Below are 19,513 nucleotides of genomic sequence, written 5' to 3' on the forward strand. Positions count from 1 at the left end.
ATAGGCTTTTAAGCTAATGATTATGATGCTTAGCAAAAGGAGGATTTTGTATGAACTTTGAACTTCGGGATGGTCACAAGTATATTGATGAAGTAAAAAAACTATTTGTTGATTATGTTCGGTCGCTAGGAGTAGCCGCTGATATAAAAGAATTTGAAGGATTAGAAGAGAAATATAAAGGGGATAGAGAAGCTTTATATATTGCCTTCGTTGACGGTATACCAGCAGGTTGTGTGGCTTTGCGTCATGTTAATTATGAAACGGCTGAGATGAAACGTCTTTATGTACGCCCAGAATTTCGCCGTACAGGCCTTGGTATGAATATTGCCCATATTATAGTGGAAGAAGCCAAAGAAAAGGGCTACAAGACTTTATTATTAGATAGTTTGCCAAGTATGGAAAGCGCTAAAGAATTATATAAAGCGTTAGGATTTAAGAGCACTGATAGAAATGTAAAGAAACCAGTGCGTACAGTTGTTCATTTATCGTTACCATTAGCTTAAAGAATTAAGTAGCCTAGAAATTAGAAATAGGCGTACACACTAGAAATAGACATATATAAAAAGCGAAGTAAGGCGTTTTAGCTTTACTTCGCTTCTTTTTCTTTATAGGCATCTTATTATCATGTCCTTACGGGTCTACCGCTTCAGGATCATTCGATAATGGCTCTTGGCCTAATAAGGTTGTTAAATTGTATTTATCGAAACGATAATTTGGATTAGAGAAGTCACGACTTCGGTCATAACGATTAGAAGGCGCTTGTAAGATGCCGGATACTAAGTCATAAAGTAAATCATTTGTGAAATATTTATGCTCATGATCACGGAGAATAGAGGTTGTTTCAGGAAAAGCAGCTTCATATTCTGGTGAGACATAGACCCAGAGAGGAATGCGTGTCATATCGAAATCGAAAATATCAGGATTATGGGAATGATGCAAACTTTCACCGTGGTCGGAGAAGTAAATCATAGCTTGTAAGTTTAACTTATCCTTGGCATAGGTATAAATTTGCTGTAACAACCAATCTGTATATAGCTGGCTATTAGCATAGGCTTCTTTACCTTGCGGTACTTCGCCAATTTTCCATTTACTGAATTCATGTGGATAGCGATCATTATAGTAAATGTGACTTCCCATAATGTGAATAACGATGAAGTTATTTTTATAAGGTTCGATTTGATCTAATAATGGTAATAAAACGCCATCATATTTGTCAGAGAACATATATGCTTCATGCGCCCATAGCGGACGATCAGCTGTTTTAGCAATTAAGGAAATCGCTGTATCATATTCACCATATACGCCTTGATTGCTGAACCAACTGGTAAAATAGCCCGCTTTTTTGGCTACGTCTAAAATACTAGCTGACTCTAAGAATGGTTTATCATCGTATTGATTACGTTCTGTTAAAGCTCGCTCTAACGTTGGTACTGTTTGTACATAGGAAGAGTAAGCATTGCGGAAAAAGATAAAATTAGGATTGTTAGTAGCCATGTCACTTTGCCATGGTGTGTCATCGTATTCAAAATTAGGGTTGTACACTTTCATATAGTTTTTGGAGGATGATTCACCAATGACTAAGATGACAGTACCTGGCACTTTTTGAGCTGCTGTTTCTTTAGTTGCTAATTGCAAATCAGTGTAAATAGTTTGATGTTTTTCACTATACTGTTGGAGTTCTTTCATATAGGTGGCCACATCACACCAGTTTCTTACAATATCAGTTTGATAGAAACCAAATGGTAAGTAAATAGCACAAGCTAAGCAAATAAGACTTAAACCACCTAAACGGAATTTGGTCATTACTTGACGACGAGCTAATTTGCTCATACCTTCATTTGACCAGTAATAAAAGATAAAAAGGAGAATGGCGCCTGCCGTCATGGCAATAAGCCCCCAAACACCACCAGCGCTTTTTAAAAAGCCGAAAGCTTCTTCTGGATTAGTTTGATATAAAGCCATAAGGGTAGCCGGGGTTAGACAATGCCAAGTATTGATATAATAGCCAATTTGTATCAAGGGTATGATAGAAAGGAGCCATTGTACAAGGGCCATAATTACACTGACTCTTCGACGATAGGGCAAGTGATAAACAATGAAGTAGTGAATCAGACTAAGCCCCATAAAGAGGAGTGCTCCAAATAAAAAATCAGGAAAGAATTCATAGAAGTAAAAAGGCTTTGTATAGGACCAGTGATATAATAATGGATAGGTAAGGGCCCAACTTAGTCCTAACACGCCATGGCCTAAAAATACACGATGCCATAAGGTACTACGGATTAGTTGTTGAAATAGGGCTAACCCTAAAATGGAAGGAATCGCTAATAAGGTTAAATCTTCCCAGTCAAACCCCAGTGTAATAGGTTCATAAATGTAATAAAAGACGGCAAAGATGAGGATACACCACAAGGCTGCCTGCAAGATGGCGTTACGCCACCAAAAAGTTAATGGTTTCATAGTCAAGTCCTTTGTAATATAATATCATCAATACGATAGCAGAATTACTGTAAAATTACAAGGAGATAATGGGATTTTACGGGTTTATTAGGTTGTTAAATGGTAAATTTCTGTGATACAATGAAAAAAAGGTTATCGAGACTTCGTGACAGCAATAAAGAGGGGCGTATAACCCCTCTTATTTGTTTGAATAGTAAGATGAGGAGACAGGATGCAATCCTACGAATATAAGTTGGCCGTATTTGAAGGGCCATTGGATTTATTACTCCATTTAATTGAAAAGCATAAAATAGATATATATGATATTCCTATTGTAGAGATTACGTCGCAATATATGGCGCAACTTGAATTGTGGCAAACCTTCGATATTCAGTATAGTAGTGAGTTTTTGGTCATGGCTGCTACATTATTACAGATTAAATCTCGTATGTTGTTACCGCGGACAGCTCCGTTAAATCCAGAAGAAGCTGAAGACCCACGGGATGAACTAGTTGCTAATTTATTGGAATATAAACAAATCAAGGAATTAACAGATGCGTTAACCGCAAAGACTGAAATGAGTAGTCAAAGTTTTAGTCGCCCTGATGCGCTAAGTCAATGGGGGCAAGAATCAGTGTTTCGATTTGATATTGCACAACTATATTCCATTTTTAAAACATGTTATGAGCGCTCTCAGGAGATTGTTCCAGAGCCACCTAAAGTTAAAGTAGAAAAAGAAGCCTATAGTTTGGAGGAAATGATTGACTCCTTATTACTAAGAGCTAAACAAAAACGACGGTTTAGCTTTGTTGCTTTATTAAATGAAGTGACTGTAAAGGCGGCTAAAGTAACTATGTTTATTGCTGTATTAGAATTGTTGAAACGTCAAACTTTTAGTATTACGGCGCCTATAGTTGAAGGAAATGATGGTTCTTTACAGGATGTAACGTTAATTAGTGAAATTATATAATGTGTAAAAGTAAACTAAGAAAACAAGTAAGAAAGGTAAGAAATAGCTTATGACAGATGTGAATCAGCCTACAGATGCTATGATATTGGCCCATTTAGAAGCTGTTTTATTTTCAGCGGCTAAACCGGTACCACTGGCACTATTATGCGAGTTATTTACCCTCTCAGAGGAGGGGTTAGAACAGTTATTACAGCATTACAGCGAGCAGTTGGTAGTTAATCAGCGAGGACTTCGTTTGAAACTTAGTGGTGTTGGGGCTGAATTAGTAAGTGCCCCTGAAAGTAGTGTTTATGTAAGTCAAATCCGGCAACGGGAGGACCGTTTATCGCCAGCTGCTATGGAAACACTAGCTGTGATAGCTTTTAAACAGCCAGTAACTAAAAGTGAAATTGAAGAAATTCGTGGTGTTAACTGTGAAAAAGTATTAAAGCAGTTGAGTTCACGTGATTTAATTATAGAATTAGGACGTAAGGAAAGTATTGGTCGGCCTGTATTATATGGCACTACCGATACGTTTTTACGGAGTGTTGGCATTGAATCGGTAGAAACGTTAAAACAAGAAGTAGCTACCAAAGAGGAGTTACCCGTGAGTAAGGAGGCGTAATCGTATATGGAAACAGAACGTTTACAGAAATATATTAGTCGTTGTGGTTATGTATCACGACGAAAAGCAGAAGAATTAATTGTAGCTGGTAAGGTACAGGTGAATGGTCGTTTTATTACCGAATTAGGTGTAAAAATCAATCCAGCCATTGATCGGGTTAAAATTGATGGTCAACGGATTGAACCAGAAACATTAGAATATTATATTTTTAATAAACCAAAAGGAAGTATTACCTCTGTAGGTGACCCTCAGGGGCGAGCAACCGTTATGGATTATTTAAAAGATATTAAGACACGCGTATATCCAGTAGGGCGTTTAGATTATAATACGGAAGGCTTGTTACTTTTTACTAACGATGGGGCTTTAGCGCAGGCTTTAATGCATCCGTCTAAAGGAGTAACTAAGACCTATGAAGTTAAATTAAAAGGGCGTGTACTTGATGAACATTTAGAAGCCCTGAGTCAAGGTATAGAACTAGAAGATGGCGTGACTTCGCCTGCTGAAATAGTTGATTATGGGTTTGACAGTAAAACAAATACGACGACTGTAGAAATTACTATTCATGAAGGGCGTAATCGTCAAGTTCGTCGCATGTTTGAACATTTTAAGTACAGTGTATATAACTTGAAACGAATTGCGTATGGTGGCTTAACACTTGCTGGATTAAAGCGAGGGGCCTATCGTAAATTACAAGGCGAAGAACTCCGTCAATTGAAGGCGCTTTGTAAACTACCGTTTAGTAAACATGATAATGTTGAAGACCATAAACGGGTGGTACCGAGAGATAATAAAAAACAGTTTGGCCGTAGTGGTGCTACCCGTAGTAGTAACAGAAATAATCAACGTCGTCCAAAAGGAGGCCGTTAATGAAACATATCATTGTAGTAGGAGCGGGGGCAGCTGGTCTTATGGCCGCTACTATAGCGGCTCGTGAAGGGGCAAAAGTGACGCTTCTTGAGAAGATGAATATGGTGGGTAAGAAGATGGGGATTACTGGTAAAGGTCGCTGTAATATTACCAACGATGCCCCCATTGCTGATTTTATCGCTAAAACACCTGGTAATGGTAAGTTCTTGATGAGCGCGTATCAACAGTTTGATAATCGTGATTTGTTAGAACTATTGCATAGTTGGAAATTAGAGACTAAGGTAGAACGAGGTGGTCGTGTATTTCCTGCATCAGATTCAGCGTTAGATGTGCGCAATATGTTCATGCGTGTTTTTAAAGGCTATGGTGGCATTTTACATTTGAATGAAGCAGTTAAGCAAATTATTGTTCGCGATGGGATTGTGAAAGGTGTTATTACAGACCAAGAGACTTATTATGGTGATGCCGTTATTTTAGCGACAGGCGGTTTATCGTACCCTTTAACGGGATCTACCGGCGATGGGTATAAAATGGCTAAAGATATTGGTCATACCATTACCGATTTACGTCCTTCTTTAGTGCCTATAGAAACAAAAGAACCTTGGGTCAAAGACCTAATGGGCTTAAGCTTGCGCAATGTAGAACTATCGGTAGTGGCTAAGGAGAAAGTGCAAGCTAAGCAATTTGGTGAAATGATGTTTACTCATTTCGGGATTACAGGCCCTATTGTATTATCGCTAAGTCATACCGTAGGAAAGTTGTTAAAGAAAAAGAATATGGGTTCGATTCAACTGTTGATTAATTTAAAACCAGCCTTAACTGTCGAACAATTAGATCAACGCGTCCAACGTGATTTTATCACCTATTCTAAAAAACAACTGGTTAATGGATTAAAAGATTTACTACCACAGCGTTTGATTCCTGTTATTATTGAATTAGCTGGTTTGGCACCTGACAAATTTATTAACCAAATTAGTCGTGAAGAGCGTATGCAGTTAGTTTATATATTGCAACATATGCCATTAACATTTAAACAAATGCGTCCTATTGCAGAAGCTATTGTTACAGCTGGTGGTATATCAGTTAAAGAATTTGTCCCAAAAACGATGGAGTCAAAATTGGTTAAAGGCCTTTATGCTACTGGTGAAGTGTTAGATGTGGATGCGTTTACAGGTGGTTATAATTTACAAGCTGCTTTTGCGACAGCTTACGTGGCGGCCCAACATGCCGTGTATGGAGATAAAAAATAATAGTTGTATTTTAAGTCCATGAATTCATGTCATGGCGAGGAGTTTGTCGATATGAGTAATCAACGAATTGCAGTAGCAGTTGATGGACCAGCTGGGGCCGGTAAAAGTAGTATCTCAAAAGTAGTAGCCAAAAAATTAGGCTATTTATATATTGATACAGGGGCTATGTATCGTGCTGTTACATGGGCCGTATTGCAAAATGGTTTAGATCCTACTGATGAATCGGCTGTAACGGCTTTACTAGGAACTTTAACTTTACGCTTAGAACCAACAGAGGAAGCCTTTATTGTATTTGTAAATGGTCAAGATATTACAGAGGATATTCGTAGCCAATCTGTAAATCAAGCGGTTTCACAGATTGCTTCTATTAAAGCAGTTCGTGAGTTTTTAGTAGCACAGCAACAAGCTATGGCAGCCGCTGGCGGCGTTATTTTAGATGGCCGGGATATTGGCTCTGTGGTATTGCCAAATGCAGAATTAAAGATTTATTTAACCGCGTCTGTAGAAGCGCGTGCTAAACGGCGTTGGTTAGAAACTAAGGATAAGGAATCTATTTCATTAGAGACCATTAAAAAGAGTGTTATGGCGCGCGATGAAATGGACATGAATCGTAAAGAATCGCCATTAGTATGCGTACCAGAAGCGATTGTGGTTAACTCTGACAATTTAAGCTTTGATGAAACGGTTGATCGTATGATACAATTAATTGCAGCAGCTGAAAAATAAAGGAGTATCGCTTTATGGATAAGTTTTCAGAGTGTTTATGGCGTTCAGCCTTCCAAATTGTATATGGCTGGCTTTATAAGGCCGATGTTATAGGACGTGAAAATTTTCCTAAGACTGGGCCTGTGATTGTGGCACCAAATCATAAAAGTAATAATGATCCATGTATTGTAGGTCTTGCGTTGCCACGACATGTAAGTTTTATGGCCAAAGAGGAATTATTTAAAAATCCTATTTCTAATTTCTTTTGCCGTTGGTTAGGTGCATTCCCTTTAAAGCGCGGTGGGGTCGATAAAATTGCTATTCGCCATGCTATGGGGATTTTAAAAGATCAATTAGTTTTGGGTATTTTTCCTGAAGGCACACGCCAGAAAAGAGATAATACATTAGGGCGTTTTCATGATGGGGTTGCGTCTATGGCGCTTCGTACTGGCGTACCTGTAGTACCGGTTGCTATTATGGGCTCTTATAAAATGAAACGAGGTCAAGTAGCTACTATTATTGGTAAACCCATTCCTGTTGCCAAGGCGAAGCCAACAGCGGAAGCGATTGCGGCTTTAAATGAACAGGTAAAAATTGCGTTAGAAACTTTGATGGCTGATTATAGAGCCAGTCATCCTGAGTTTAAACGCTAATATAAAATAAAAGGAGGCAAACGTGGAAATACGTATTGCAGAAAATTGTGGCTTTTGTTATGGTGTGAAACGAGCCGTTAACATGGCACAAGATACATCAAATCATTTGGACCATAGTTATACATTAGGTCCAATTATTCATAATCCACAAGTTGTAGCTAACTTGGAGAATCATGGTGTGTATGCAGTTGATTCATTGGATGAAATTCCTAAAGGAACTGTTATTATTCGTTCTCACGGTGTAGGACCTGCTATTTATGAAGAAGCTACCGATAAAGGACTTCATGTAGTAGACGCTACTTGCCCGCATGTAAAAAAAGCACAGCAAGATGCGAAGTCGGTTATTGACTCAGGAATGTCACTTGTGATTTTGGGCGAAAAAAAACATCCTGAGGTGATTAGCATAAATTTGTGGGCGCAAAACAAAGGTATAGTCATTGAATCGGAAGAAGAAGCTAAAATTCTGCCTTTCGTGGAAAATAGGGGTGTAGTTGTACAAACTACCTTTTCACAATTTAAATTTCAAAGTATAATAGATATATTAGAGAAAAAAACTCAAAATCTAAAGGTTTTCAAAACGATTTGCACAGCTACTCAAGAACGTCAAAATTCGGCCGTAGACTTAGCAAAAACGGTGGACCTTATGATTGTGGTAGGTGGTAAAAACAGCGGTAACACTAACAGATTAGCAGAGGTCTGTCGTGACGTTGGATGTACTACTTATCATATAGAGACCGCTGCTGAATTAGAACTGGCTTGGTTTAACCAAGTCAACACGGTAGGGGTTACAGCCGGTGCATCGACACCCGACTGGATAATTAAGGAGGTCATTGACACAATGAATGAATTTGAAGAATTGTTAGCCAAAGAAGCTGACTGGGCAGAAGACTTTAAGAAAGGCACTGTAGTAGAAGGTACTGTAGTAGAAGTTGACGACGATAAAGCGTACGTTTCTTTCGGTTATAAAACGGAAGCAACTTTGAACCGTACTGAAATCGCTTATCCAGCACCTGCCTCTGCTAAAGACGTGCTAAAAAATGGCGATCATATTAAAGCCGTAATTATGAACCATATCAAGGAAGATAATCCTATCTACTTGTCCATCACACGTTTGGCTAAAGACGAAGATTGGCAGTATGTACAGGAAGCTCAGGAAAAAGACGAACCAATCATCTGTAAAGGTGTGGACGCAATTCCAGCTGGTCTTGTTGTAACTGTAAAATCCCTTCGTGGTTTTATTCCACTTTCTCAAGGGGATGTACACTTCGTTAAATCTCTTGATAGCTTAGTAGGTACTGAATTCGAAGCTAAGGTATTAGAAATCGATGAAAAGAAAAATCGTTTAGTTCTTTCCCGTCGTGCTGTATTAGAAGTAGCTCGCCAGGCTAAATTGGAAGAAGCCTTGAAAAATATTAATGTTGGCGACAACTATAAAGGTATTGTTCGTAAAATCATGCCTTATGGTGCGTTCGTTGATATCGGTGGCATTGAAGGTTTACTTCATATCTCCGATATTTCTTGGCACAAAATCAAACGCGTTGAAGACGTGTTGACAGTAGGTCAAGAAATCGAAGTTAAATTGCAATCTTTTGACGCAGAAAGCAACAAACTTTCCTTGTCCTTGAAAGCATTGACTAAGAGCCCTTGGGACGTAGCTGAAGAAACTATTAAAGTAGGCGACGTTTTAACTGGTAAAGTTGTTCGTTTGGTAGCTTACGGTGCATTCGTAGCTGTTAACGATGATATCCAAGGTTTACTTCATATTTCCCAAATTACGAAACAACGTAATGCTAAAGTGGAAGACTACTTAACTCGTGGTCGTGAAGTAGAAGTTAAAGTAATTTCTCTTAACAAAGACGAAAAGAAATTGGGTTTAGCTTTAACTGAATTAATGGAACCAGTAGAATCTGCTGATTCTGATGCTGAATAATTTTAGCAATTAGCGCAATGCGCTCATATAAAGAGCTGTAAAGCGGAATATCCGCTTTACAGCTCTTTTTGTCTATTTTATGATGGAAGATAGTCGTTAGAAAAATAAGATTTTGAGCATTTTTAGATTGTCATAACCAGTGAAGTTCTTTATGGATTACGTTGAATATGTTACAATATAGAATGATATTTTATGTTTGATTGAGGTGACAGTATGGCAAAACCATTAGTAGCAGTAGTAGGGCGTCCTAATGTGGGAAAATCTACATTGTTTAACGCCATAGTAAATAAACGTATTTCTATTGTGGAAGATATTCCTGGCGTAACTCGGGATAGAATTTATTTTGATGCAGAGTGGCTAAATAGAGAATTTACTATGATTGACACAGGGGGGATTGAGTTTATTACCGCTGATAGTCATGTGATTCCTAAAATGATGCGTTTACAAGCACAATTGGCTATTGAAGAAGCTGATGTAATTTTATTCGTAGTGGATGGAAAACAAGGTGTAGTACCGGCGGACGAAGAAGTCGCTAATATTTTACGTGCTAGCGGTAAACCTGTAATTTTAGTCGTTAATAAAATAGATAGTGTAAATCAAGAAGCTAACATTTATGAATTTTATAATCTAGGTATCGGTGATCCTATTGGCATTTCTGCCAAAAATCTAATGAATTTAGGAGATTTATTAGATGATGTAGTTAAACATTTTCCTGATGGAGCTACAACGGAGGATGAAGAAGATACAATTCATGTTGCTTTGATTGGCCGGCCAAATGTAGGTAAGTCTTCCTTAACCAATGCATTGTTAGGGCAAGATCGAGTTATCGTTAGTGATGTGGCTGGAACGACTCGTGACTCTATTGATACACATTGGACACATGATGATCAAAAGTTTGTTCTTATTGATACAGCAGGGATGCGGCGTAAGGCAAAAATAGATGCTCCTGTGGAACGGTACAGTATTGTTAGATCCCTCCGCTCTGTTGACCGTGCTGATATTGTAGTTCTGGTTCTTGATGGTGTAGATGGTGTGACCGAACAAGATAAAAAAATTGCTGGCTATGCTCATGAAGCTGGTAAAGGTATCATTATTGTAGTCAATAAATGGGATTTAGTGGAAAAAGACGATAAAACGACACTTCGTTATACCGAAGATATTTATGATGAAATGGGATTTTTGCGTTATGCACCTATTCTGTTTGCATCTGCGTTAACCAAACAACGTATTCATCGATTAGCGGATTTAATTAAATTTGTATCCGAACAACAACATATGCGTATTTCCACAAGTGTGTTGAACCAAGTATTATCTGATGCACAAAATGTAAATCCGGTACCATCTAGAAGTGGTCGTTTACCTAAGATTTATTACATGACACAAGCGTCTGTTAAACCACCAACTTTTATTCTCTTTGTTAATGAACCTGAGTTAATTCATTTCTCGTATATGCGTTTCTTGGAAAATCGTCTGCGCGAATCATTTGGGTTTGAAGGCACGCCTATTCGTTTAATTTTACGTGGCAAGAAGGGAAATGATGACGACTAATGTTTACACTGTCTACGTTTTTATTTGCTTTATTAGCCTATCTACTGGGTTCAATTCCTAGTGGCTTAATTATTGGTAAGCTGTTTTTTAACACAGATGTGCGTCAATATGGTAGTAAAAACATTGGTGCTACTAATACCTATCGCGTGTTAGGGATGAAAGCGGCCTTACCTGTATTTCTGTGTGACGCGGCTAAAGGAATGGCTGGAGTTGCTATTTTTTCACCAGAACCTAATTTAATGCTCTTAGGTGGCATTTTAGCAATGGTAGGTCATAATTGGTCCGTTTTTCTAGGCTTTAAGGGTGGCCGTGGTGTTGCCACAGGACTAGGGGTACTTATTTATTTAGTGCCAGTCATTTCTGCGATTTGCTTTGCCACTTGGGCTGTTATCGTTTATTTTACGAAATATGTATCACTAGGATCTATTATAGGTGCGGCCTTAGTGCCTATTCTTATGATAGTATTTGGTGAACCGTTTTGGTACATTATATTTGGTACAGTAGCTGCTTTGTTTGTTATTTTACGGCATCGTGAAAATATTTTACGACTTTTACGAGGCAAAGAACTTAAAGTTGAGCGAACGGAGCGTGATGATTCCTAATGAAAATTGGTATTATTGGTTCTGGGAGTTGGGGGACTGCATTGGCTTGTAAAGCGGCGCAAGCCGGTAATGAGTCGTGGCTTTATTGTCGCCGTGAAGAACAAGCGATAGCGTTGCAAACAACAAAAGAAAATAAAGAGTATCTAAAAGGTGTGATCTTACCAGATACGCTTACAACAAGTTCTAATTTAAAGCAGGTTGTTCAAGATTGTAATATTTTATTAATTGTTACGCCTTCTATTTATGTTCGTTCTATGTTACAGCAATTACGATCATTAGTGAGTGCTCATACAACTGTTGTAATTTGCTCTAAAGGAATTGAACGGGAGACTGGTAAGCGATTATCAGAAGTAGCTAATGAGGAGTTAGGAACTGTTACTTCGCGGTTAGCTATTTTGTCAGGTCCTAATCATGCTGAAGAAATTGGTCGTGATTTGCCGGCTACTACTGTAGTAGCTGCTACCACTAAGGAAACAGCTGAGTTTATACAAAAAGCATTGAGCACCTATAATTTTAGAGTCTATGTGAATGAAGATATGATTGGTGTAGAGCTAGCTGGTACAACTAAAAATATCATTGCCTTAGCTGCTGGCATTGTTGACGGTATGGCGTTAGGTGATAATTGTAAATCGGCTTTACTGACCAGAGGTCTTCATGAAATGACAAAATTTGGTGTCGCTTTAGGAGCCCGACGTGAAACTTATGCGGGACTAGCCGGTATGGGTGATTTAATTGCCACTTGTATGAGTCCTCATAGTCGTAACCGTGCAGCGGGTCAAAAACTGGCTGACGGGGAAACTATGGATTACATTATGAATCATTCCAACATGGTTGTTGAAGGATTTTTTGCTGTTAAAACAGTGTATGAAGTGGCTAAGGCGAAACAACTAGATATGCCTATTACCAGTGCTTTATATGAGGTGTTGTATCATCAAAAAGCCCCTAAGGACGCTTTAATGGATTTAATGGGACGCCACTTAAAAGATGAAATGTTCCTATAAATAATTTTTCACAGGACATGTACTTTTATTTTGTAACATAATATACTATAATTAAGAGACAAGTGTAGGCATAAAGAGGGAAGTATGAGAATTATTGCAGGTCGAGCCAAAGGGCATAATTTAAAAGCGCCAAAAGGGATGAATACGCGTCCAACTCAAGATAGGGTGCGTGAGAGCATTTTTAACGTGCTAACAAATTATGGCTTAGTAGAAGCGACAGTTCTAGATTTATTCTCTGGTACAGGCGCTTTTGGGTTAGAAGCGGTCAGTCGTGGTGCCTCACTAGCCGTTTGTGTTGATAAACGGACAGCTCGTATAATTAAAGAAAATGTAACGCATTGTCATTTTGAATCAAATGTTGAAGTGTTGCCAGTTACGATTGATGTAGCGGCTAAACAATTAGCGGGACGACAGTTTGATTATATTTTTTCAGATCCGCCGTATGAACAAGGCTTTGTGGCGGCTACGTTAGCTGTAGTAGTCAATCAACAATTACTAAAAGAAAATGGAATGCTTATTGTGGAGCATCATGAAAAGGAACCACTTGTGTTGCCAGAGGGCTGGTGTGTAGTGCGAGAACAGCAATTTGGCTATACGAAGGTTACGTATTGTGTACCCTATGAGCTTGAAAGGAGCTAGTAAAGTGCGTATAGGCATTTGTCCAGGGAGTTTTGACCCTGTTACAAATGGGCATGTCGATATTTTCGAACGAGCGAGTAAGCTTGTAGATACATTGATTGTGGCGGTTTTAGATAATCCTAATAAACATAGTTTATTCACGCAACAAGAGCGTGTTGAATTAATTAAAGCCTCCGTAGCCCATATACCAAATGTTGAGGTTGATTGTGCATCGGGATTATTAATTGATTATGCGAAGTCCAAGAATAGTTATATGATTATTCGAGGCTTGCGCGCGCTTAGTGATTTTGAATATGAGTTTCAACGGGCTTTATTTTCAAAATTTTTAGATGATGATATTGAGACTGTGTTTATTATGACGAATAATAAGTACTCTTTTGTTAGCTCAACAGGAATTCGAGAATTAGCTAAATTTAATGGCACCTTAGAGGGTCTAGTTCCTGAAACGGTAAAAGAGGCTTTGGAAGCAAAGTTTGCAAATCGTAGTAAATAGTACTAATAGGAGTGGCGAGAATGAAAACAGAAAAACTTTTAGAAGATTTGGAAAATTTAATCGAAACCAGTGGTCGCATTCCTATGACCACCAAACGGGTCATTGAAGAAGAAGAAATTATGCGTGTTTTAGACGCTATTAATGAATCCTTGCCGTTAGAGCTTGAAGAGTCTCGTCGTATTATGACTGAAAAAGATAAAATCTTAGCTGATGCACAACGTCAAGCCGATACATTAATTGCACAAGCTAAAGATTATATTGCTAAACTCACTGAAGAAAGTGAATTAGTAAAACAGGCGCAGACACAGGCAAATCAAATTATTATGCTAGCCAATCAGTCTTCTCAAGAATTGAAAGATAGCTCTATTCAATATGCGAGTGATGTATTGCGTTATGTTGAAAATAATTTAGAAAAAACATTAGAAAGCTTGCGTCAAAATCGAGAAAGTTTAAAACAATCGAATCGCGAATAAGTTAAGAAAGAGGCTCTCAGGAAGTATCCTTAGTATATAAGGAATTTCCTGAGAGCCTTTTTAAGTACATGTCTGTGTTAAAGATAGTAAAGATAGCTAAATGCAGGGTTAGAGTTATAACCTAACCCTGTATCTAGATTTAATATATGTTGTAATTTATTCATAAAGTTTAGTATTGTTATTGAAAACAGGTGCTTTGGGGTCGATAACAGCTGTTTTTTGATTGGTATAAATAACGAAGCCCAAGGGAGAAGCGGGTGGTTTTTTTATATATTTAATAGGCGTATAATCAACTGCGACTTTAGAGGACTCTCTTGCGCGGCTAAAATAAGCTGCATATTGGGCTGCTAGGGTAATCATCTCATCAGTTGCTGTAGTGCTTTCAGTGGGGCGTAAGATAACATGACTGCCTTGTACTTGTAAGGTATGAAGCCATATATCTGTGGGTTTGGCAAAGCGATGCGTTAAATACTCATTTTGTTGATTATTACGGCCAATGAAAATTTCACCACCATCAATGAGGTAGTGCATGAAGTTGTGCTTTGGCGATTTATAACTAACCGGTTTTTTAGACTTTTTAAGAAGTCCGGCTTGTTCACATTCTGTATAAATCTCTTGCACCAATTCCTTGCTGTCAGCAATGGTAAGACTATATAAGACTGATTGGAGATAGTTGATGCGTTGAGTGCTTTGATTTAGTTGATATAAGCCACTTTGCATGCGATTTTTTAATTTAGTATATTGCTTATAATAGTGTTGTGCATTTTCAACAATAGTTAATTCTGGTAGTAAAGGAATCGTAATAGGTTTTACGGGATCTACTAAAATATTGTCTAATGTAATACTGGGTTCATATTGTGTATCTAAATAGGCGTTAATCATTAGTAAATCACCATAGGATTTATATTCATCCGCTTTGTCGCTAGCATCAAGTTCAGCTTGAATCTTAGTGTGACGTAATTCTTCTTTTTTTATGGCTTGCTGTAAAACTCGTTCCAATTCATGGGTCGTTGTGTTAATGCCACCCTGTGTGGCAACAGCTATTTCAAGAGGCTCTGAAAGGGACGAATAGATAGTACGTAACTGTATGCCTTGATCTTCTAAGTAAGTTAGGGGAATGGGACTATATATTTTTTTACCTTTGTCATTTTCGTATTCTAATAGTTGGGTTGCTTTAGAAATTGATTCTTTTATATCAATTAAGGCGTTGCCTAATGCAGTAAGCTCCCTTTCATTACTTGATGAAATATTTGTTTTTTCTGTGAGTTTAGCTTTATAGCAGACTTCTTTTAATAAGGCAGGGCCAAAACCATTAAAAATACGGCGCACTGTTTCTGCCACTGTTCCTTGATTGAAGTTTTTTAATAAGTCCTTAATCTCTTCATTATTAAATTCAAATAAACTGCCACGTTCACTATTAGGTGGTAATTCATAAGGTAATTTAGGGGAAATAGACCGTTCGCGATTCATCAATGGTGTTACGTGAATTAAAGCTTCTAAAATGATGTTATCTTGTACAAAAATACAATTGGAATATTTACCCATTAACTCAATATATATGCGATTGGAAATTAAGGAACCGTCGAGTGCTAATTTATCAGCACTAATACGCAATATACGGTCTCCATTAAGTTGTTCAATAGCCGTAATACGTGAACCTTCTATATGTTTGCGTAAAAACATACAAAGGGCTGAAGGTTCCTTGGGTAAGTCAGTTATACCCTGACTTAAATAACAGGCGGGCATATTGCCAGCCGTAATTACTAAATCTTGATTGCCCTTACTTGTATTTATCTTTAGAACAATCGTAGTTTTATCTATTTGCAATAGCCGTTGAATTTGCCCAGTTACAAGATGTTGGGCTAACTCGTTAGTTAATACGGCTAAGGTTAAACCATCTAAATTCATAGTTCACTCCTTTAATATATTTAATATAATAAGTATATCACATTTATCACATATATAAGGGGTTAGATTCCTTTACCCTACGTAAGTAACATGATAAAATGAAAGAAAATGATATATAACATGAAGTGTAACTCAATAAGTTCATGAAAGCAGAATAGAAAGGATATCATATATCATGAATAGTATGACTGGCTTTGGTCGTGGAATTAGTACCGATGAAAGTTTACAGATTACCATTGAAATAAAAAGTGTAAACTCGAGATTTTTGGACCTTCATCTTAATATGCCAACGGCTTTATATTTCTTAGAAAATGCAATACGTCGTTATATTAAAGAGCATTTACAACGAGGTAAAGTGGAGGTTAATGTATCTTTAAAGAATACGAGTGATCAGGAGAAAGTGTTTACTGTTAATCATTCTTTAGCAAATCAGATCCGTGAGTTTTTAGTGGCCGAAGGCTTTTCACAGACAAAGGAACAAGCTTCGTTAAAAGATATGATGAGTATATCTAAGGATTGGTTACTTTTGGAAGATGTGCCTTTTGAAGAAGCTAAATTGGAGTCGGCTGTATTACTTGCATTGCAGACAGCAGTAACTGGTTTATGTGAAATGCGTGCGTTAGAAGGGGTTAATTTAGAACGTGAAATCGAGGGGCGCATTGCGACCTTAGAAACGGTATTACAAGAGGTAGCAGATAATAAAGATAGTGCAGTCAAAAAGTATGAAGAACGATTATTACAACGAATTTCGAACGTGTTAGAAAAAACGGATATAACGGTTAACATGGACCGTTTTTTGCAAGAAGTAGCCACTATGAGTGATAAAACAGATATTACAGAAGAAATTGTACGTTTTGGCTCTCATGTGGTACAATTAAGAAACACACTAAAAGAGAATCAACCGATTGGGCGTAAGTTAGATTTCTTATTACAAGAGATGAATCGAGAAGTAAATACAATGGGATCAAAAGGATCCGATTTAGCCATAACAGACCGTGTTGTAGTATTGAAATGTGAGTTAGAGAAAATTAGAGAGCAAATTCAAAATATAGAGTAGGTTGCAAGAGTAAGGAGTCACTAAGTATGAGTACAAAGCTTTTAAACATTGGATTTGGTAACATGGTTTCGGCAAATCGTCTAATTGCTATTATCAGTCCAGAGTCTGCGCCAATTAAGCGAATGATTCAAGATGCACGTGAAAAGAGCGTATTAGTTGATGCTACCTATGGTCGTAAAACGCGAGCTGTCTTAGTGATGGATAGTGGCCAAATTGTGTTGTCAGCAATTCAACCAGAAACAGTAGCACATCGTATTGTTCAAGCTACACCAGCTGAATCTACGGAAGCGTAGGTGCTATTATGACGGATAGAGGGATTTTGATTGTTTTATCTGGTCCTTCAGGGGCAGGTAAAGGAACTATTTGCGCAGCCTTGCGTCAGCAAATGCCAAATCTTGTATATTCTGTATCAATGACTACTCGAGCACCCCGAGTAGGTGAAGAAGAAGGCGTTAGTTATTTTTTTCGAGACAAAGAAGAGTTTAAACGTCTTATTGAAGAAGATGCATTCTTAGAATATGCACAGGTATATGATAATTATTATGGTACACCAAAACAGCATGTTATGGATTTATTAAGTGAAGGCAAAAGTGTCATATTAGAAATAGACATTCAAGGAGCAATGCAAGTTAAAGAGCGCTTTAGTGAAGCTGTATTTATTTATATTGTGCCACCATCATTAGATATTTTATCTAATCGCTTAAGAGATCGTGGAACGGATGCAGCGGAAGTTATTGATAAACGTTTATCTAAAGCTAGTTCTGAATTAGCGTTGGCACATCGTTATGATTATATTGTTGTGAATGATGTGTTGCCAGATGCTGTTGAAAAAGTAGCTTCTATTTTACGAGCTGAAGCTTGTAAAATTAAACGAAATAAAGAAAAAATACAATATATTTATAAACAATATGCAAAATAAGGAGTAATGCGTTATGATGGTAAAACCTTTATTAAAGGATTTGGAAAAACATGTAGACAGTAAATATACCTTAGTTACATTGGCAGCTAAACGAGCTCGTGAATTAACCGATGGTGATGAAGCAATGGTAACGGGGCTTGATACTGATAAGCCAGTGTCAGTAGCTCTTCATGAAATTGCTGAAGATAAGATTGGTTTTGCTCGTACTAAAGATGGTATTAAATAAACCTGTAAGAAACAGAGAATTATAATAGGTGTTGAGGATGAAAAATAAACACGTAATTGTAGGTGTATCTGGTGGTATCGCTGCTTATAAGGCAGTGGAAGTGGTTAGTCGGCTTCGAAAATTAGGGGCGGACGTTAAAGTCGTTATGACTGAAAATGCGACTAAATTTGTATCGCCCATGACATTTGGAGAAATTAGTGGGTATCCAGTAGCTGTTAAAATGTTTGAAGATGTGCATGATTGGAATGTAGAACATATTGCATTAGCTACTTGGGCCGATGCCTATATTGTAGCACCGGCTACTGCCAATGTGATTGGTAAATTAGCTTCTGGGATTGCTGATGATATGCTAACTACACAACTTATGGCAACAAAAGCGCCTATTTTCTTATGTCCAGCAATGAATACTAACATGTATGAAAATCCTGTTACACAACGGAATATGAATACCTTACGTGAATTAGGTATGCATATTTTAGAGGCTGATAGTGGCCATTTAGCTTGTGGTGTGACTGGTAAAGGTCGTTTGCCTGAACCAGCGCGAATTGTGGAATGGTTATCCTTCCATATGATGAAAACAGATTTACTAGCTAATAAAACAGTAATCGTAACAGCTGGTGGTACGCAAGAAGCCATTGATCCAGTTCGGTTTATTGGCAATCGTTCTAGTGGTAAGATGGGCTATGCGATTGCAGAGCAAGCAGCATTGGCGGGTGCTCGCACCATTTTAATTTCAGCGCCTACCAATTTACCAGTTCCTTTTGGGGTAGAATTAGTATCTGTTGAATCTGCTAGAGCTATGGAAGAAGCGGTTAATAGTCGTTATGAAGCGTGTGATGCTGTTATTATGGCCGCGGCTGTAGCTGATTTTAGAGTCGAAAATATGGCGGATACTAAAATTAAGAAGATGGATACATTAGAACTTAAATTAGTAAAAAATCCAGATATATTAAAAGGGTTAGGTGCGAATAAAACTCATCAAAAATTGATAGGTTTTGCGGCTGAAACACAAAATGTTATTGAGTATGGCAAATCGAAGGTGCTCAACAAAAATCTTGATATGTTAGTTGCTAATGATGTAAGTAAACAAAATGCAGGCTTTAATGTTGATACTAATGAAGTAACTTTAATTTATCCAGGTGGTCAAGTTCGGCCCTTACCACTTATGACAAAAATTGATGTAGCTAAGCGAATTATTTCAGCCTTGGCAGAATTGTGATTCTATTGTATAA

The 19,513-nt window shown here is 37.7% G+C and carries 20 protein-coding genes and 1 pseudogene; 19 read left to right on the forward strand and 2 right to left on the reverse strand.

What is annotated here, in order from left to right; translation table 11 throughout:
* Nucleotides 1-50 precede the first annotated feature (50 nt).
* Nucleotides 51-503, forward strand: a complete 453-nt coding sequence (locus DYE54_RS01655; RefSeq protein ID WP_115309595.1) for a GNAT family N-acetyltransferase — start codon at nt 51-53, stop codon at nt 501-503.
* Between the two features lie 127 nt (nt 504-630).
* Here DYE54_RS01655 and DYE54_RS01660 read toward each other — a convergent pair whose 3' ends face one another.
* Nucleotides 631-2,457: a phosphoethanolamine transferase gene (locus DYE54_RS01660; protein ID WP_115309596.1), complete on the reverse strand. Its 1,827-nt coding sequence runs from the start codon at nt 2,455-2,457 to the stop codon at nt 631-633.
* Nucleotides 2,458-2,668: 211 nt separating this feature from the next.
* Between DYE54_RS01660 and DYE54_RS01665 the strand changes: the two genes are divergently transcribed.
* From DYE54_RS01665 to DYE54_RS01725, 13 genes and pseudogenes are all read left to right on the forward strand, one after another.
* Nucleotides 2,669-3,406: a segregation and condensation protein A gene (locus tag DYE54_RS01665; RefSeq protein ID WP_115309597.1), complete on the forward strand. Its 738-nt coding sequence runs from the start codon at nt 2,669-2,671 to the stop codon at nt 3,404-3,406.
* A gap of 49 nt (nt 3,407-3,455) precedes the next feature.
* Nucleotides 3,456-4,010, forward strand: coding sequence for an SMC-Scp complex subunit ScpB (gene scpB, locus DYE54_RS01670; protein ID WP_115309598.1), 555 nt, complete (start codon nt 3,456-3,458; stop codon nt 4,008-4,010).
* 6 nt (nt 4,011-4,016) lie between these two features.
* Nucleotides 4,017-4,733, forward strand: a pseudogene (locus DYE54_RS01675) (pseudouridine synthase); the annotation flags it as partial.
* A 143-nt stretch (nt 4,734-4,876) separates the two neighbouring features.
* On the forward strand, nt 4,877-6,127 hold the full coding sequence (locus DYE54_RS01680; protein WP_115309600.1) for a BaiN/RdsA family NAD(P)/FAD-dependent oxidoreductase: 1,251 nt from the start codon (nt 4,877-4,879) through the stop codon (nt 6,125-6,127).
* Between the two features lie 51 nt (nt 6,128-6,178).
* Entirely contained in the window at nt 6,179-6,853 is a 675-nt protein-coding gene (gene cmk / locus DYE54_RS01685) for a (d)CMP kinase (protein ID WP_115309601.1), read from the forward strand.
* 14 nt (nt 6,854-6,867) lie between these two features.
* Nucleotides 6,868-7,485, forward strand: coding sequence for a lysophospholipid acyltransferase family protein (locus DYE54_RS01690; protein WP_115309602.1), 618 nt, complete (start codon nt 6,868-6,870; stop codon nt 7,483-7,485).
* A 22-nt stretch (nt 7,486-7,507) separates the two neighbouring features.
* The gene (locus DYE54_RS01695; RefSeq protein WP_115309603.1) at nt 7,508-9,415 is read left to right on the forward strand and encodes a bifunctional 4-hydroxy-3-methylbut-2-enyl diphosphate reductase/30S ribosomal protein S1; all 1,908 of its coding nucleotides are present in this window, start codon (nt 7,508-7,510) and stop codon (nt 9,413-9,415) included.
* A gap of 213 nt (nt 9,416-9,628) precedes the next feature.
* Nucleotides 9,629-10,963, forward strand: a complete 1,335-nt coding sequence (gene der / locus DYE54_RS01700; RefSeq protein ID WP_115309604.1) for a ribosome biogenesis GTPase Der — start codon at nt 9,629-9,631, stop codon at nt 10,961-10,963.
* Nucleotides 10,963-11,565: a glycerol-3-phosphate 1-O-acyltransferase PlsY gene (gene plsY / locus DYE54_RS01705; RefSeq protein WP_115309605.1), complete on the forward strand. Its 603-nt coding sequence runs from the start codon at nt 10,963-10,965 to the stop codon at nt 11,563-11,565. Before der ends, plsY begins: the two co-directional genes overlap by 1 nt.
* On the forward strand, nt 11,565-12,566 hold the full coding sequence (locus tag DYE54_RS01710) for an NAD(P)H-dependent glycerol-3-phosphate dehydrogenase (protein WP_115309606.1): 1,002 nt from the start codon (nt 11,565-11,567) through the stop codon (nt 12,564-12,566). The genes plsY and DYE54_RS01710 overlap by 1 nt, the downstream gene beginning before the upstream one ends.
* Before the next feature lie 84 nt (nt 12,567-12,650).
* Complete coding sequence (gene rsmD, locus DYE54_RS01715; protein ID WP_115309607.1) at nt 12,651-13,205, forward strand: 16S rRNA (guanine(966)-N(2))-methyltransferase RsmD; 555 nt, start codon at nt 12,651-12,653, stop codon at nt 13,203-13,205.
* A gap of 4 nt (nt 13,206-13,209) precedes the next feature.
* A complete protein-coding gene (coaD, locus tag DYE54_RS01720; protein WP_115309608.1) occupies nt 13,210-13,698 on the forward strand; it encodes a pantetheine-phosphate adenylyltransferase in 489 nt (162 codons plus the stop codon).
* Nucleotides 13,699-13,718: 20 nt separating this feature from the next.
* Complete coding sequence (locus tag DYE54_RS01725) at nt 13,719-14,171, forward strand: ATPase (RefSeq protein ID WP_115309609.1); 453 nt, start codon at nt 13,719-13,721, stop codon at nt 14,169-14,171.
* 156 nt (nt 14,172-14,327) lie between these two features.
* On the opposite strand, the gene DYE54_RS01730 is transcribed toward DYE54_RS01725, so the two are convergent.
* Nucleotides 14,328-16,079 carry an Rqc2 family fibronectin-binding protein gene (locus DYE54_RS01730; RefSeq protein ID WP_115309610.1) on the reverse strand — a complete coding sequence of 584 codons (1,752 nt, stop codon included), beginning with the start codon at nt 16,077-16,079 and terminating at the stop codon, nt 14,328-14,330.
* Between the two features lie 175 nt (nt 16,080-16,254).
* Between DYE54_RS01730 and DYE54_RS01735 the strand changes: the two genes are divergently transcribed.
* From DYE54_RS01735 to coaBC, 5 genes are read left to right on the forward strand one after another with little or no spacing between them, the layout of a single operon-like run.
* A complete protein-coding gene (locus DYE54_RS01735) occupies nt 16,255-17,136 on the forward strand; it encodes a YicC/YloC family endoribonuclease (RefSeq protein ID WP_115309611.1) in 882 nt (293 codons plus the stop codon).
* A gap of 26 nt (nt 17,137-17,162) precedes the next feature.
* Nucleotides 17,163-17,429, forward strand: a complete 267-nt coding sequence (remA, locus tag DYE54_RS01740; protein ID WP_115309612.1) for an extracellular matrix/biofilm regulator RemA — start codon at nt 17,163-17,165, stop codon at nt 17,427-17,429.
* An 8-nt stretch (nt 17,430-17,437) separates the two neighbouring features.
* Entirely contained in the window at nt 17,438-18,055 is a 618-nt protein-coding gene (gene gmk / locus DYE54_RS01745) for a guanylate kinase (RefSeq protein ID WP_115309613.1), read from the forward strand.
* Nucleotides 18,056-18,068: 13 nt separating this feature from the next.
* Complete coding sequence (gene rpoZ, locus DYE54_RS01750; protein WP_115309614.1) at nt 18,069-18,281, forward strand: DNA-directed RNA polymerase subunit omega; 213 nt, start codon at nt 18,069-18,071, stop codon at nt 18,279-18,281.
* Nucleotides 18,282-18,318: 37 nt separating this feature from the next.
* Nucleotides 18,319-19,500, forward strand: a complete 1,182-nt coding sequence (coaBC, locus tag DYE54_RS01755; RefSeq protein ID WP_115309615.1) for a bifunctional phosphopantothenoylcysteine decarboxylase/phosphopantothenate--cysteine ligase CoaBC — start codon at nt 18,319-18,321, stop codon at nt 19,498-19,500.
* The last annotated feature ends 13 nt before the right edge of the window (nt 19,501-19,513 follow it).

The organism is Veillonella criceti (genome assembly GCF_900460315.1).
GTDB classification, from domain to species: Bacteria; Bacillota; Negativicutes; order Veillonellales; family Veillonellaceae; genus Veillonella_A; species Veillonella_A criceti.

Coding starts and splice junctions, on each gene's coding strand:
- DYE54_RS01655 (WP_115309595.1), top strand. CDS start 51: ATGAACTTTGAACTTCGGGATGGTCACAAGTATATTGATGAAGTAAAA.
- DYE54_RS01660 (WP_115309596.1), bottom strand. CDS start 2,457: ATGAAACCATTAACTTTTTGGTGGCGTAACGCCATCTTGCAGGCAGCC.
- DYE54_RS01665 (WP_115309597.1), top strand. CDS start 2,669: ATGCAATCCTACGAATATAAGTTGGCCGTATTTGAAGGGCCATTGGAT.
- scpB (WP_115309598.1), top strand. CDS start 3,456: ATGACAGATGTGAATCAGCCTACAGATGCTATGATATTGGCCCATTTA.
- DYE54_RS01680 (WP_115309600.1), top strand. CDS start 4,877: ATGAAACATATCATTGTAGTAGGAGCGGGGGCAGCTGGTCTTATGGCC.
- cmk (WP_115309601.1), top strand. CDS start 6,179: ATGAGTAATCAACGAATTGCAGTAGCAGTTGATGGACCAGCTGGGGCC.
- DYE54_RS01690 (WP_115309602.1), top strand. CDS start 6,868: ATGGATAAGTTTTCAGAGTGTTTATGGCGTTCAGCCTTCCAAATTGTA.
- der (WP_115309604.1), top strand. CDS start 9,629: ATGGCAAAACCATTAGTAGCAGTAGTAGGGCGTCCTAATGTGGGAAAA.
- plsY (WP_115309605.1), top strand. CDS start 10,963: ATGTTTACACTGTCTACGTTTTTATTTGCTTTATTAGCCTATCTACTG.
- DYE54_RS01710 (WP_115309606.1), top strand. CDS start 11,565: ATGAAAATTGGTATTATTGGTTCTGGGAGTTGGGGGACTGCATTGGCT.
- rsmD (WP_115309607.1), top strand. CDS start 12,651: ATGAGAATTATTGCAGGTCGAGCCAAAGGGCATAATTTAAAAGCGCCA.
- DYE54_RS01725 (WP_115309609.1), top strand. CDS start 13,719: ATGAAAACAGAAAAACTTTTAGAAGATTTGGAAAATTTAATCGAAACC.
- DYE54_RS01730 (WP_115309610.1), bottom strand. CDS start 16,079: ATGAATTTAGATGGTTTAACCTTAGCCGTATTAACTAACGAGTTAGCC.
- DYE54_RS01735 (WP_115309611.1), top strand. CDS start 16,255: ATGAATAGTATGACTGGCTTTGGTCGTGGAATTAGTACCGATGAAAGT.
- remA (WP_115309612.1), top strand. CDS start 17,163: ATGAGTACAAAGCTTTTAAACATTGGATTTGGTAACATGGTTTCGGCA.
- gmk (WP_115309613.1), top strand. CDS start 17,438: ATGACGGATAGAGGGATTTTGATTGTTTTATCTGGTCCTTCAGGGGCA.
- rpoZ (WP_115309614.1), top strand. CDS start 18,069: ATGATGGTAAAACCTTTATTAAAGGATTTGGAAAAACATGTAGACAGT.
- coaBC (WP_115309615.1), top strand. CDS start 18,319: ATGAAAAATAAACACGTAATTGTAGGTGTATCTGGTGGTATCGCTGCT.